This window comes from Brevibacterium luteolum (assembly GCF_013004595.1).
Classification (GTDB): Bacteria; Actinomycetota; Actinomycetes; order Actinomycetales; family Brevibacteriaceae; genus Brevibacterium; species Brevibacterium luteolum.
This window is the reverse complement of the sequence record NZ_JABEMC010000006.1, coordinates 75,708-89,005: the sequence shown is the minus strand read 5'-3', so window position 1 is coordinate 89,005 and position 13,298 is coordinate 75,708. Positions and strand designations below refer to the sequence as shown.

Sequence of the window (13,298 nt, the reverse complement as noted above, 5' to 3'; positions counted from 1 at the left end):
CGGGCCCGTTACGATGGCCTCATGGCTCGCACCTCTTCGATCGTCCTCGCCGGACTGCTCGCCGGCGCCCTCACACTCACCGGCTGCAGCCGTGGCGAAACTGACGGACCCCAGGAGCAGAGCAGCCCTGTGGCTGCTGAGACCCCGGCGGCGAATTCGCCGACGACGAGTGCCCAGCCCGACGCCCGGCCTGCCGACTTCACCGACGAGGCGAAGGGCATCGTCGCCGAGATGGACGACACGGCGCTGGCCGGGGCGGTCATCATGGGCTCCTATGACGGCACCGATGCCGCAGCCGGGGCCAAGCTGATCCGCGATGACAAGCTCGCCGGCGTCATCGTCATGCCCTACAACCTCCCGCAGGACGTCGACCGGCAGACGCTCAGGACGATGACCGACCAGTTCCGCACAGCTTCCGGTGAGCGCGGCTGGCAGACGATGATCGGCGTCGACCAAGAGGGCGGTCCGGTCACCCGTGCTGGCAGCGCGGCCGTCGAACTGCCGCCGCTCATGGCCCACGGTGCGGCAGACGATCCGGCGCTGACCAGCCAGATCACGGCTCTGCAGGGTCGTGATCTCATCGAACTCGGTTTCACCACCGACTTCGCCCCCGTCGCCGACGTCACCGTCGGCAAGGGCGATCCGGCCATCAGCGTCCGGTCCGCCGGTGACGACCCGCAGCGCGTCTCATCCGTCGTCGAGGCGGCTGTCACCGGTTATGACGACGCCGGCATCATCTCCTCGCTCAAGCACTTCCCCGGCCACGGGGCGCTGACCGAGGACTCCCACGAGACGCTCCCGGTGTCACAGAAGTCCCTCGACGAGCTCGCCGACCGCGATTTCGCGCCCTTCGCCGATGCCGCCGAGGCCGGTGTCGCGACTTCGATGATGGTCGGCCACATTGCCCTGCCTGGTGATGAGACGCTGCCGGCCTCGCTCAATCCGAAGGCCTACCAGGCGCTGCGCGAGGACGTCGGCTTCGAGGGGCTCATCGTCACCGACGCCCTGAATATGGGCGCGGTCACGGCCGGCAGCCCCGGCCAGGAGACCGTCAAGGCGCTCGCCGCCGGCGCTGACCTGGCGCTCCTGCCCCCGGACAGCGCGGCCGCGGCCGAGGCGGTGCGCACCGCCCTGGGCGACGGAACCTTGAAGCGTGCGGACCTGGAGGAATCGGCCACCCGGGTGGTGGCCGCCCAGCTGTGGCAGACCGCAACAGCTGGCGATGCCGGTGACGATGCCGGAAAGTCAGAGGACGACCAGCGCCAGCAACTCGCCGAAGCCGCGCTGACGGTCATGAACGGTGAATGCCGGTTCGCCGAACCCGTCGACGAGGTCTCGGTCACCGGCTCCGACCTGGGCGTCAAAGCCTTCACCGAGGCAGCGAAAGAAGCCGGACTCAACGTCACCGACGGCGCAGAGACGACGGTCGCGCTCGTGCCCGGTCCGCTGCTGGGCTCCGAGACCGTCAAGCAGGCCAAGGCTCGCAACTCGAAGAAGGCCGATGTCGCCGTCGCCCTGTCCGGGCCGTGGGAGCTCGACGGCTACGAATCCGGTACCCAGCTGGCGATCTACGACGACTGGCAGCCGGGCATGACCGCTGTGGCCCGCTATCTGACAGGTGACCTTGAGGCCACTGGCTCCCTGCCGGTGAAGGTCGAGGGAGTGAATCCGCCGGACTGCAGCTGAGCCGAAAGCCGCCCACACGACCGGCCGGCGGCAGCGCTGACCAGCGCGAATCATTGAGAGCCACGGAGCGGGGGAGTACAGTGAGGAGAACCCCAGGATCTGCCTGACCCGGGCAGATCAGCCCCGAATCCGCGAACGGACGTGACGGCATCATGGCAGCCCCGCACCACTCGGCCGAGCGGCAGCAGACCGCGAAAGAGAAGGGTCGCCTCGCCCGGTTCTTCACCCAGAGGCCGCGTCACAAGTCCGACTTCATCCTCATCTGGGCGACCCTGACCGCAGTCTCCTTTGCGATCACCGGCATCTACGCATGGATGGCACCGGACACGATGGCCTATCTGCAGGATTACGGCTTCCTCGCCGTCCTCGGCTCTGTCGTCCTGGCCGGAGTCCTCTACGCCTTCTACCGCGATGCGCAGAAGGAGAACGCTGTGCGCCGTCAGCGCCAGACCCCCACCCCGGCCGACAGCCCACGGTGAGCCGACCGGATCCTCAGGCCGTCCAGCAGGCGTCATCGTCACGGCGACCCTCACCGATGGGCGGCCGTAAACCGACGAAGGACGACCTGCCGGCCTTCGCCACCGACAACCCGGACTCGATCGACGATGTCCTGCCCGGGCCCGGCGACCCGCCGCTGCGGCTGCTGATCATCGGCATCAACCCCGGCCTGTGGACCGCTGCGGTCAACGCCCCCTTCGCCCGGCCCGGCAATCGGTTCTGGCCCTCCCTGCACCGCGCAGCGCTGACCGATCACCTCATCGACGCCTCACGCGGACTCGACCTCGCTGATGAACGCCACCTCATCGAGCGCGGCATCGGGATCACGAACATCGTCGGCCGAGCCACCGCCCGCGCCGATGAGCTGAACCGAGACGAGCTTCGAACCGGTGCCACCACACTCGTCACCCGCATCCAGACGCTACGCCCGCAGGCCGCAGCGATCGCCGGGATCACCGCCTTCCGCACCGCGTTCCGGCAGCCCAAAGCCGTGCTCGGGAAACAGGACACAACACTCATCGACGGGTGGCCGAAAGACACCCAGCTGTGGGTGGTTCCGCAGCCCAGCGGCCTCAACGCGCACGAGAACATCGACACGCTTGCCGCCAAATGGCGCGACGTGTGGCAGTCAACGCCTCCAGCGGGCTGAACGAGCGTCGGCCCGAACGAGTGCGGCGCTCAGCTGTCGACGGGCTCCTCGAATCCGGTGGCAGCCGGCCTCTCGGCATCCGATGACCAGCCCGACCAGCTCGGTGCGTAGAGCACCGAGTCAATGCCGAGTGTCGCCAGCGCCAGTGCGTTATGGCACGCCGTCACACCCGAACCGCAGTACACGCCCACCGGCGCTTGACCGCCCTCGCCGGCGCCGCTGCCGGCCTCGACATCGATGCCGAGGGCGGCGAAACGCTGCTTGAGCCCGTCTTCTTCTAAGAACATCCCATCGGAGAGGTTGCCTGGCGCAGGTGCTGACAGGGCGCCGGGAATGTGCCCGGCACGCGAGTCCATCGGCTCGGACTCACCGGCATAGCGCTCCGGGGCACGAGCGTCGATGACCGTGCCCGAAGCGGCGAGCTCGGCGATCCCATCGGCATCGGTGACCGGCAGCTGACCGGGCCGAATCTCGAAGGCCGAGGCCGGCACCTCGGCAGCGGCGTGCTCAGCAGACCCGGCCTCGACCTCGCGCTCGGCTTGCGTCCACGCGGCGTAGCCGCCGTCGAGCAGGCGCACATTGCCGACACCTGCCCAGCGCAGCAGCCACCAGGCGCGGGCGGCACCCAGGCCAGGGCCGGCGTCGTAGACGACAACCGGGGTGGCGGCCTCGATTCCCCACGAACGGACGGTCTGCTCGAACCGGCTCGGGCTCGGCAGCGGATGGCGGCCTTCGCGGGCGTCATCGCTGGACCCGGCCAGATCGTCATCAAGGGAGACGTAGAGTGCACCGGGGATGTGGCCGGCGGCGAATGCACCGGAGCCATCGGGCTGCTGCAGGCTCCATCGGACATCGAGCAGCACCGGCGGCGAGGCGGACATGCGCTCAGCAGCAAGCTGGTCGACGGTGATGAGGTGGTCGGCGCGGGACATCGGATTCCTCTCGCTGGGGGACAGTTCTGGTCAGGGACATGCGATCAGGGGAGGGGAGCACAGGACACAGGCGGGCTCGGTGCGGCGGGCAGGTCACGGCTCGGCCGCCGAACCCAGCTCGACGTCATCGGCCAGCAGCACCGCATGCTGCTCACCGATCCGGGTGAAGAACAGAGTGGCGGACTGACCGCCCTTGGGCAGCTTGAGCTGGCGGCGCACCTGATCGGGTGCGATATCAGCACCGCGCTTCTTGATGACGACCCGGCTGATGCCGCGTTCGATGAGCGCCCGGCGCAGCGGCTTGATGCCGGCCGGCAGCACATCGGCGATCCGCCAGGCCCGCACCGCCCGGGCGGCAGCTCCATCCGGCAGGGCGTCCCCGGTCAGATACGCGATCGGGGCGGAGATCCGCCGCACATCCAGCGGCGCGCAGAGCGCTCGCACGAGACCGGCGCGCACGATCGCACCATCGGGTTCGAAGAGGTACGCACCGAGCTCGCCGATGCCCTCCTCATCGTCTGCCGGCACCTCGGACTCGTGGACGGCCAGGGTCCCGCCGTCGCGCATGACGAGGGCGCTGCGGCCCGGCCGCTGGCACACCGCACCGTGATACAGCGCCACCTCGACCACATCACCGTCATGCGAGACCCACTGCGCCTCCCAGCCGTCGGGAACCAGGCCATGATCCAGCGCCGGGCCGAGCTTGATCCCAGCACCCGCTACCTCGGCGGCGGCCTTGAACGCCCACGACAGCGACGGCGAGAACGCCTCGGGATCGCTCAGGCGAGAGGCGCCGCTGGCCTTGCCCGAGGCGGTGTCGCGCCGGGCCGGGTCGAGCCAGAGCGCATCGGCGCGGGAGAGATCGTAGTCCTCGGCGCGGGCGTGGGAGACGGTGACGGTGTCGAGGTGCCGCAGGTTGAATGCCGCGATCGCCGCCGTCACCTCATCGGCATCGACAGCCTCAACGCTGGCGCCGAGACCAGCGAAGGCCAGCGCATCGGCGCCGATCCCGCAGCCCAGGTCGGCGATGACCTGCGCGCCCGCGGCGGTCATCCGGGCGGCATGATGGGCCGCGACCGGCAGACGGGTCGCCTGCTCCAGGCCAGGGCGGGTGAAGAGCATATCGGCTGCGAACGGCCCGAACTTCGCCTCCGCCTCCTGCCGCAGCTCGGCCTGGGCGAGCACCGCCGTCGCGGCCTCAGCGCTCAGCCCCTGCCTGCGCAGTCGCTCAGCGAGGGCGAGCTCACCGGCACGCGAGTACTCCAGCTCATCGAGCAGGCGGTACACCTCGGGGTCGAGCACGGCGGCCAGCGTCTGCGGATCCATAGATGCCACCCTATCGGGTGGCCTGGGCCGAGGTGGTGGACAGTGCCGCTGAGTCGTTTAGGGTAAGAATCGTGACGAACCTCCTCAGTGCCCGCGACATCCGGGCACTCGCCGTCGAGATCGGCCTGCGCCCCACCAAGCAGCGCGGGCAGAACTTCGTCATCGACCCCAACACGGTGCGCATGATCGTCACAGCCGCCGAGCTGCCCGAGCGCTGCCGGGTCGTCGAGATCGGACCCGGACTCGGCTCGCTGACCCTCGCGCTGCTCGAAGCCGGCCACGCCGTCACCGCCGTCGAAGTCGACCCGGCACTCGCCGCCCGGTTGCCGGCCACAATCGAGACCCACCACGGCACCGATGCCGACTTCGCGCTCGTCACCGCAGACGCCCTGCACGTCACTCACCTGCCCGATGCCGCCGGGAGTGCGGCACCTGGCCCGCAGGCGCTCGTGGCGAACCTGCCCTACAACGTCGCCGTGCCGGTGCTGCTGCACTTCCTCGCCGCCTTCCCCACCATCGACACGGTCCTCGTCATGGTCCAGGCCGAAGTCGCCGACCGGCTCGCCGCCGGCCCCGGCTCGCGCACCTACGGGGTGCCCAGCGCCAAAGCCCAGTGGTACGGCACCGTCACCCGGGCCGGCACCATCGGCAAGAACGTCTTCTGGCCGGCCCCCAACATTGACTCCGGGCTCGTGCGCATCACCCGTCACGCACACCCCTACACCGCTGAGAAGCAGGCGGTGTTCTCCTGCATCGACGCCGCCTTCGCCCAGCGCCGCAAGACCCTGCGCTCAGCCCTGTCCGGCTGGGCCGGCTCGCCCACCCGCGCCGAGGAGATCCTCACCGCAGCCGGCGTCGACCCGCGGGCACGTGGGGAGACGCTGACGATCACCGACTTCATCGCCATCGCCGAGGCGGCGGAGACGACCAGCGTCCAGGCGCCGGCCGCCTCGGGCGCGGCTCCCACGGCCTCGGGACCGGCGCCCACGGCCTCGGGAACGGGGGAGGAGGACCGGGTATGAACGCAGAAGTCTCCCAGCTCGGCGCCCGCTCGGTCACCGCGCGCGCCTACGGCAAGATCAACGTCTTCCTCTCCGTCGGCCCGCAGCGCGCCGACGGCTACCACGACCTCGTCAGCGTCTTCCAGACCCTCGACCTGGCCGAGACGATCACCCTGTCACCGGCGGCCGAGACCGCGGTGACGCTCACCGGCCCCCGGGCGGACACGACCGTCCCACTCGATGACCGCAACCTCGCCGTCCAAGCCGTCGCGGCACTGTCCGAGGCGACCGAGACGCACATCCCGGTCGCCATCACGATCGACAAACAGGTCCCGGTCGCCGGCGGCATGGGCGGCGGGTCAGCCGACGCGGCTGCGGCACTGGTCGCCTACGCCGAGCTCATCGGCTGCGATGACGCAGAGCTGCTCGCCAGGATCGCCGGGGAACTCGGCGCCGACGTGCCGTTTGCGCTCACCGGCGGCACCGCGATCGGCACTGGCCGCGGCGACGAACTCGTTCCCGTCGCCGGGTCCGGTGCATTCCACTGGGTGCTCGCCACCTCGGTGGCGTCCCTGTCCACACCCGAGGTGTACCGCACCCTCGATGAGCTGCGCCGCGAGACCTCGACAGCGACCGATGACACGCTGCGCGACCCCGATGACGTCGTCACCGCACTGACCGCAGGTGACCCGCACGCTCTGGCCGGCGTGCTGCACAACGACATGACCGACGCGGCGATCGAGCTGCTGCCCGGCATCGCCGATGTCATGGAATCCGGGCGGCAGGCAGGAGCCCTCGCCGCACTCGTCTCCGGCTCGGGGCCGACGGTCGGGTTCCTCGTCGCCGATCCGACGCATGCCCTTGACCTCACCGTGCTGCTCGAAGCCACCCGCGGAGTCCGTGACGTGGTGCGCACCACCGCGCCGGCCGGCGGCGCACACCTGGTGAATGGCTGAGCACCTGCGTCTGAGCGCTCGCCCGCCTCGTGACCGGCAGCACCGCTGTACGCCTGCAGCTGAGAATCGACCGTTCGGTTGACACCGGATTCGACCTCCTGCACGATCCCAAGCGTCGGTCATCCTGGTGGAATGGAATCGAACACTCCCGTACCCGCACCAGGATCACCAGAGAAGGGATGCCCATGACCGCACTGTTCAGAGCCGCAACCGCCTACCTCATCCTTGGGCTCGCCTCCGGCCTGTATTACCGCGAATTCACCAAGGCCAACGACTTCGCCGCAGGGGAGTTCACCCAGCTCTCGGCCACCCACACCCACCTGCTGGCGCTGGGCTTCATGATGTTCCTCATCTTCCTCGCCCTCGAGAAGCTCTTCGCGATCTCCCACAGCCGCAAGCTGTTCATCTGGTTCTTCTGGCTCTACAACGCCGGCGTGCTGACCACCGTGGCGATGATGGTCTGGCACGGCAGCCTCACCGTCCTCGGCCGGGAATCCAACGCCATGATCGCCGGCATCGCCGGCATCGGCCACATCCTCATCACTGCCGGACTCATCGTCTTCATCATCGCCCTGCGCCGGGCCATCTCCGCCCCGCTCACCGCCGCTCCTGCCGGATCCGGAACGGCCGTGAGCGCCTGATGACTGCTCCCGAGGCGGAGGGGGCCGGTCGGCGTCCGGAACGTCGCGACTGGCTCGCCTTAGCTGCGCTGTCGGTCGGGCTCGGACTCATCGTCCTCGACGGCACGATCGTCGGGGTGGCGCTGCCGGCGATCATCACCGACCTCCGCCTCGACCTGACACAGGCGCAGTGGGTCAACAGCCTCTATGCGGTGCTGCTGGCGGCCCTGCTGCTGCCAACTGGCAAGCTCGCTGACAGATTCGGCCGCAAGCGCACGTTCATCGCCGGCCTGGCTGTCTTCATCGCCGGCAGCATCCTCGCCGGGCTCTCGACAGCGGCCGGACCGCTCATCGCCTCGCGCGCTGTCCAGGCCGTGGGCGCGGCGCTCATCATGCCCTCGACGCTGTCGAGCGTCAACGCCATCTTCCGCGGCCGTTACCGAGCCGCGGCCTTCGGCGTCTGGGGTGCGGTGATCTCCGGTGCCGCCGCTGTCGGCCCGCTGGCCGGCGGTGCGCTGACCCAATGGATGTCCTGGCATTGGATCTTCCTTGTGAATGTGCCCCTCGGCCTGCTCGTGGCGCTCGCCGCAGTCTTCACGGTGCGCGAGACCCGCAGCGATCAGCGCCTGCCCGGTGCTGACATCGACGGTGCGATCCTGAGCATCCTCACCTTCGGCACCCTCGTCTTCGCCGTCATCGAAGGCTCCGACCTCGGCTGGTGGACACCCACGGCCGACCTCGTCATCCTCGGCTGGACCTGGCCGGCCAGCGCCCCGATCTCTGCCGTGCCGGTCGCGCTGGCGGTCTCCGTTCTCGCCTTCATCGTCTTCATCCGCTGGGAGAGGCGCCGCGAGCGCCGGCACCGGTCAGCCATCCTCGACCTCGGGCTGTTCTCCTACTCGACCTTCTCGTGGGGCAACGTCACTGCCGCAATGGTCGCGATCGGCGAGTTCGCCATCATCTTCGTCCTGCCGCTCTACCTCATCAACGCCCTGGCTCTCAGCGTCATGAGCGCCGGCCTGGTGCTTGCCGCAATGGCACTCGGCGCGTTCTTCTCCGGGGCTGCTGCGCGGCACGTCGCCGCCCGGCTCGGGGCTCCGGCCACCGTGCTCATCGGCCTCGGACTCGAAGTCAGCGGCGTGCTCGTTCTCACGTTCGTCATCGGCGGCCAGACACCGGCCTGGATCATTGCGGCCCCGCTCGTCGCCTATGGACTCGGCCTCGGCCTGGCATCAGCGCAGCTGACCAGCACCGTGCTCAATGAGATCCCGGTCGGCAGCTCCGGGCAGGCCTCGGCCACCCAGAGCACCGTCCGCCAGGTCGGCTCGGCACTCGGCACCGCGTTCGCCGGTGCTGCCCTGTCCCTGTCGCTGGCCCTCACCCTGCCGAGCGCCCTCGGCTCTGCCGGCATGCCCGGACAGGCCGGTGACGCGCTTGCCGAGGCGACACGCCAGTCAGCCGGCGGCACCATCGTCCAGCTGCGGGCCGAAGGATCTGGCAGTCAGTTCGGGGAGCACACTTTCGCCGTCGTCGACGCGCTCGCGACCGGATTCGCCGACGCCACCCGGTGGACGCTGCTGACGGCGACTATGTTCCTCATCCTCGGTTTCATCGGCGCCGTGAACGTCCGTCAGGCTGCGGCGGCACATGCAGATGGGCAGTCGGTGCACGGATCCTGACCGCGTCGAGGCCACCCGGCAGCGCGGCGGCCGCCGCATCGACCGTGCCCCGAAAGCAGGAGCTCAGCGTTCAGTCAGCCCAGTTCCTCCGAAAGCTCCAGCCACCGGTCTTCGAGTTCGGACGATTCCGTTTCCAGCTCCCGCAGCTCATTCGTATAGGACTGCAGCCCCTCGAAGTCCGTCTGGTCGTGATCAGCCATGCGCTCATGCACCCGGCTGATCTGCTGACTGAGCTTGTCCAAGCGCCGCTCGAGCGAGGCCAGCTCCTTCTCCGCTGCCCGCCGCTCGGCACCGGTGAGTCCCGTCGGCTCCTCGGCGCTATCAGTCCTGATCCCGTCGCCACCGCCGCCGGCACCTGCGCCAGCACCGCCTCGGGAGCGGGAAGCCTCGGCCGGACCGGCCTGGCGCTGCAGCTTGAGGTACTCATCGACTCCGCCGGGGACGTGGCGGAGCTTGCCGTCGATGATCGCGTACTGCTGGTCGGTCACGCGCTCAAGCAGGTAGCGGTCGTGGGAGACGACGAGCAGGGTGCCCGGCCACGAATCGAGCAGGTCCTCCATCGCAGCGAGCATGTCGACATCGAGGTCGTTGGTCGGCTCATCGAGAATCATGACATTCGGCTCATCGAGCAGCACGAGCAGCAGCTGCAGGCGCCGGCGCTGCCCACCGGAGAGATCCCCGACCCGGGCGGAAAGGTGAGCATTCGAGAACCCGAGGCGTTCGAGCAGCTGCGCAGGCGTGAGCTCCTTGCCCTCGACTTCGACCGAGCTCTTCTGCCTGCCGAGCACCTCGCGCACCCGCTCGCCTCCGATCTCAGCCAGCTGGGAGAACTGCTGATCGAGCACAGCGAGCTTAACCGTCTTGCCGCGCTTGATGCGGCCGGCGCTCGGTGTGATCGTGCCGGCGATGAGCCCGAGCAGCGTCGACTTGCCCGCCCCGTTCGCGCCGAGGATCCCGGTCCGCTCACCGGGGCCGATCCGCCACGTGACATCGCGCAGGACCTCGCGCTCGCCGAAGGACACCGAGGCGCCCTCGACATCGATGACGTCCTTGCCCAGCCGGGCGGTCGCTAAGCGGGTGAGCTCGATCGGATTGCGCACCGCCGGCACATCGGCGATGAGCGCATTGGCCGCATCGATGCGGAACTTCGGCTTCGACGTCCGTGCCGGTGCCCCGCGGCGCAGCCAGGCGAGCTCCTTGCGCATGAGGTTCTGCCGCTTCGCCTCGGCCACGGCAGCCTGCCGGTCGCGTTCGACACGCTGGAGGACGTAGGCGGCGTACCCGCCTTCGAACGGCTCGACGATCCCATCGTGGACCTCCCACGTCGTCGTGCACACCTCATCAAGGAACCATCGGTCATGGGTGATGACGAGCAGCGCCCCGGACCCAGCCGGCCAGCGCCGCTTGAGGTGCTCGGCCAGCCACGCGATGCCCTCGACGTCGAGGTGGTTGGTCGGCTCGTCGAGGGCGAGGATGTCCCAGTCGCCCACCAGCAGCTTCGCCAGCGCCACCCGGCGGCGCTGCCCGCCGGAGAGTGCGCCGACCCTCGCCTGGAAGTCGATGTCGCCGGTCAGCCCGGCGAGCACATCGCGGATCTGCGGATCTGATGCCCATTCGTGTTCGGGCGCATCGCCGACGATGGAGGCCTGCACCGTCGCCGAGGTGTCGAGGTCGTCGGTCTGGTCGAGGAGTCCCAGCCGGGTGCCGCCGCGGCGGGTCACCCGCCCGGCATCGGGGGCGATGGTGCCGGCGAGCATGCCCATGAGGCTGGACTTGCCGTCGCCGTTGCGGCCGACGATGCCGATCCGGTCACCGGCGTCGATGCCGAGGGTGACGGAGTCGAAGACTGTGCGGGTCGGGTATTCGAGTGCGATCGCTTCCGCGCCGAGTAGATGTGCCACGGCCCCATGGTACGCGTGGCCCGGCGCGCTGGAATCTATGCCCCGTTGCCGTTGCGGCTGAGTGCGGCCGCGCAGCGGGCATTGCCGGCGTCGAGGGCATCGACGACCTCGATGCAGGCGGCGAGTGCCGGCCCGGACCGGGCGGCAAGCACCTCGGCGTAGGAGCGGGTGAGCAGCCGGTGGTGCCGCTGCAGCAGGGCAGTGGCCGCCTCAGTGGGCCGCAGTGCGGTGCGCCGCCGGTCGGAGGCCTGCCGCTGCCGGTCGACGAAGCCGGCCGCAGCCAGACGCTCGGTGATCGACGTCAGCGTCGAGGCGGAGATGTCGAGCTGGCGGCAGATCTCCTGGGGCCGGGCCGGGCGCGCTTCAGCGGCGGACATCGAGATGAGCTGGAGGACGTGGAAGTCCGTCACGCTCAGCCGCTCGCTGCGCAGGAACCGGGCGGTCGCCGAGCGCAGGCTGATGAGCTGACGCTGGTTGGCCCGCACGATCGACTCGATGGCCGCGAGTCTGCGCGTGGCCTCCCCAGACGGCGGTGAGGCCACGCGCCGGGTGCGGCGTGAAGCGGTCATCAGCAGGCCTTTCGAACAGGCAGCCGAAGCTGCACGACGGGGTGAGTGGAACTGGTCTTGTGGAACTGGTCCTATCGGGCACACTAGCCTCACCGCGACGCCGCAGACAGGGCAGACCGCCCGTTATGGCAGGATTGCGCACCCGGCGTTACAGGACTGACACACCCGAGGCGCCGCCGCCGGGCGTCGGCGCAGGTTACGGCTGGGCAACGTCCGCCCGACACCCGCTCCGAAAGCATGAAAGTGTGCAAAAATGACTCATGATAGGTGCAGACCGTTCTCACGAAACGGCCAGGTACACCTGTTTGCAGAACACACGAGACTGGGAGACATCCTGTGAAGAAATCGATCATGGTTCCGGCCACTGCCTTCGCGGCAGCGTCTGCACTGCTGCTGTCGGCCTGTGGTGAGGCTCCGGAGGAATCCTCCAACGGCGGGGGAGAGGCAAGCGACTTCAAGGCATGCATGGTCTCCGACTCCGGCGGCTGGGACGACAAGTCCTTCAACCAGTCGAGCCGCGAGGGTCTCGACAAGGCCAAGGAGGACTTTAATATTCAAGAGGCTCTTGCCGAGTCAACTGATGACTCAGACTATGGTCCGAACGTCGACAACATGGTCCAGCAGGGCTGCAACCTGACCTTCGGTGTCGGCTTCCTCCTCGAAGACGCACTGCAGGAGGCCGCTGAGGCCAACACCGACATGCACTTCGCGCTCATCGACTCCACCTTCACCGACACTGACGGCAAGCCGGTCGAGCTCGAGAACGCCAAGCCGCTCGTGTTCAACACCGCTGAAGCCTCCTACCTCGCCGGCTACCTGGCCGCGGGCATGAGCGAATCGGGCAAGGTCGCCACCTTCGGCGGCATGCAGATCCCGTCGGTGTCGATCTTCATGGACGGCTTCGCCGACGGTGTCGACAAGTACAACGAGGACAAGGGCGAAGACGTCCAGCTCCTGGGCTGGGACAAGGAGAAGCAGGAGGGCTCGTTCTCCGGTGACTTCGAGAACCAGGGACAGGGCCAGGCACTGACCGAGCAGTTCATCTCGCAGGGCGCTGACATCATCATGCCGGTCGCCGGACCGGTCGGCCTCGGCGCCGCCTCGGCCGCATCGAAGTCTGATGGCACCAAGATCATCTGGGTCGACTCCGACGGCTACGAGTACGCTCCTGAGTACAAGGAGCTCATGCTGACTTCGGTGAAGAAGGAAATTGCTCGGGCCGTTTATGAGACTGCGGAGTCAGCGAAGGACGGCAATTGGGACTCCAAGCCCTACGTCGGCAGCCTGGAGAACGACGGTGTGAGCCTGGCTCCGTACCACGACTTCGAGGACCAGGTCGACGACGGCCTGAAGAAGGAAGTCGAAGATCTCAAGCAGCAGATCATCGACGGCGAGATCACCGTCGAGTCGCCCTCGACCCCGCAGCAGTAAGTTCCTTCCCACGCCCGAGGCGGTGCTCGCCTGACCGCGTGCGCGCGCCA

General features: G+C 68.7%; 12 protein-coding genes. 8 read left to right on the top strand and 4 right to left on the bottom strand.

Going from position 1 to position 13,298, the window contains the following annotated elements; translation table 11 throughout:
* Positions 1 to 21: 21 nt before the first annotated feature.
* From HLA91_RS10320 to HLA91_RS10310, 3 genes are all read left to right on the top strand, one after another.
* Complete coding sequence (locus tag HLA91_RS10320; protein ID WP_170274598.1) at positions 22 to 1,686, top strand: glycoside hydrolase family 3 N-terminal domain-containing protein; 1,665 nt, start codon at positions 22 to 24, stop codon at positions 1,684 to 1,686.
* A 152-nt stretch (positions 1,687 to 1,838) separates the two neighbouring features.
* Positions 1,839 to 2,165, top strand: a complete 327-nt coding sequence (locus tag HLA91_RS10315; protein WP_170274597.1) for a hypothetical protein — start codon at positions 1,839 to 1,841, stop codon at positions 2,163 to 2,165.
* 56 nt (positions 2,166 to 2,221) lie between these two features.
* Positions 2,222 to 2,833, top strand: coding sequence for a mismatch-specific DNA-glycosylase (locus tag HLA91_RS10310; RefSeq protein WP_170274596.1), 612 nt, complete (start codon positions 2,222 to 2,224; stop codon positions 2,831 to 2,833).
* Positions 2,834 to 2,862: 29 nt separating this feature from the next.
* Here the strand turns inward: HLA91_RS10310 and HLA91_RS10305 are convergent, their stop codons facing one another.
* Positions 2,863 to 3,765, bottom strand: a complete 903-nt coding sequence (locus tag HLA91_RS10305) for a sulfurtransferase (RefSeq protein WP_170274595.1) — start codon at positions 3,763 to 3,765, stop codon at positions 2,863 to 2,865.
* A gap of 93 nt (positions 3,766 to 3,858) precedes the next feature.
* Positions 3,859 to 5,091 carry a class I SAM-dependent methyltransferase gene (locus HLA91_RS10300; protein ID WP_170274594.1) on the bottom strand — a complete coding sequence of 411 codons (1,233 nt, stop codon included), beginning with the start codon at positions 5,089 to 5,091 and terminating at the stop codon, positions 3,859 to 3,861.
* Positions 5,092 to 5,162: 71 nt separating this feature from the next.
* On the opposite strand from HLA91_RS10300, the gene rsmA reads away from it, so the two are divergent.
* From rsmA to HLA91_RS10280, 4 genes are all read left to right on the top strand, one after another.
* Entirely contained in the window at positions 5,163 to 6,113 is a 951-nt protein-coding gene (gene rsmA, locus HLA91_RS10295; RefSeq protein ID WP_338076755.1) for a 16S rRNA (adenine(1518)-N(6)/adenine(1519)-N(6))-dimethyltransferase RsmA, read from the top strand.
* Entirely contained in the window at positions 6,110 to 7,048 is a 939-nt protein-coding gene (locus HLA91_RS10290) for a 4-(cytidine 5'-diphospho)-2-C-methyl-D-erythritol kinase (RefSeq protein ID WP_170274592.1), read from the top strand. Before rsmA ends, HLA91_RS10290 begins: the two co-directional genes overlap by 4 nt.
* A 185-nt stretch (positions 7,049 to 7,233) precedes the next feature.
* On the top strand, positions 7,234 to 7,689 hold the full coding sequence (locus tag HLA91_RS10285) for a DUF2871 domain-containing protein (RefSeq protein WP_170274591.1): 456 nt from the start codon (positions 7,234 to 7,236) through the stop codon (positions 7,687 to 7,689).
* Positions 7,689 to 9,347, top strand: a complete 1,659-nt coding sequence (locus HLA91_RS10280) for an MFS transporter (RefSeq protein ID WP_170274590.1) — start codon at positions 7,689 to 7,691, stop codon at positions 9,345 to 9,347. The genes HLA91_RS10285 and HLA91_RS10280 overlap by 1 nt, the downstream gene beginning before the upstream one ends.
* Before the next feature lie 74 nt (positions 9,348 to 9,421).
* Here HLA91_RS10280 and HLA91_RS10275 read toward each other — a convergent pair whose 3' ends face one another.
* Positions 9,422 to 11,248 (bottom strand): ATP-binding cassette domain-containing protein, encoded by a 1,827-nt coding sequence (locus HLA91_RS10275; protein ID WP_170274589.1) that lies wholly within the window; start codon positions 11,246 to 11,248, stop codon positions 9,422 to 9,424.
* Between the two features lie 35 nt (positions 11,249 to 11,283).
* Complete coding sequence (locus tag HLA91_RS10270; RefSeq protein WP_170274588.1) at positions 11,284 to 11,817, bottom strand: MarR family transcriptional regulator; 534 nt, start codon at positions 11,815 to 11,817, stop codon at positions 11,284 to 11,286.
* Positions 11,818 to 12,168: 351 nt separating this feature from the next.
* Here HLA91_RS10270 and HLA91_RS10265 point away from each other — a divergent pair, with 351 nt between their 5' ends.
* Complete coding sequence (locus tag HLA91_RS10265) at positions 12,169 to 13,248, top strand: BMP family lipoprotein (protein WP_170274587.1); 1,080 nt, start codon at positions 12,169 to 12,171, stop codon at positions 13,246 to 13,248.
* Positions 13,249 to 13,298 lie beyond the last annotated feature (50 nt).

What these genes read in the sequence shown, in the direction of transcription:
- HLA91_RS10280 (WP_170274590.1), top strand. Translation starts at nt 7,689, where the DNA reads ATGACTGCTCCCGAGGCGGAGGGGGCCGGTCGGCGTCCGGAACGTCGC.
- HLA91_RS10265 (WP_170274587.1), top strand. Translation starts at nt 12,169, where the DNA reads ATGGTTCCGGCCACTGCCTTCGCGGCAGCGTCTGCACTGCTGCTGTCG.
- HLA91_RS10310 (WP_170274596.1), top strand. Translation starts at nt 2,222, where the DNA reads ATGGGCGGCCGTAAACCGACGAAGGACGACCTGCCGGCCTTCGCCACC.
- HLA91_RS10320 (WP_170274598.1), top strand. Translation starts at nt 22, where the DNA reads ATGGCTCGCACCTCTTCGATCGTCCTCGCCGGACTGCTCGCCGGCGCC.
- HLA91_RS10290 (WP_170274592.1), top strand. Translation starts at nt 6,110, where the DNA reads ATGAACGCAGAAGTCTCCCAGCTCGGCGCCCGCTCGGTCACCGCGCGC.
- HLA91_RS10305 (WP_170274595.1), bottom strand. Translation starts at nt 3,765, where the DNA reads ATGTCCCGCGCCGACCACCTCATCACCGTCGACCAGCTTGCTGCTGAG.
- HLA91_RS10315 (WP_170274597.1), top strand. Translation starts at nt 1,839, where the DNA reads ATGGCAGCCCCGCACCACTCGGCCGAGCGGCAGCAGACCGCGAAAGAG.
- HLA91_RS10300 (WP_170274594.1), bottom strand. Translation starts at nt 5,091, where the DNA reads ATGGATCCGCAGACGCTGGCCGCCGTGCTCGACCCCGAGGTGTACCGC.
- HLA91_RS10270 (WP_170274588.1), bottom strand. Translation starts at nt 11,817, where the DNA reads ATGACCGCTTCACGCCGCACCCGGCGCGTGGCCTCACCGCCGTCTGGG.
- HLA91_RS10285 (WP_170274591.1), top strand. Translation starts at nt 7,234, where the DNA reads ATGACCGCACTGTTCAGAGCCGCAACCGCCTACCTCATCCTTGGGCTC.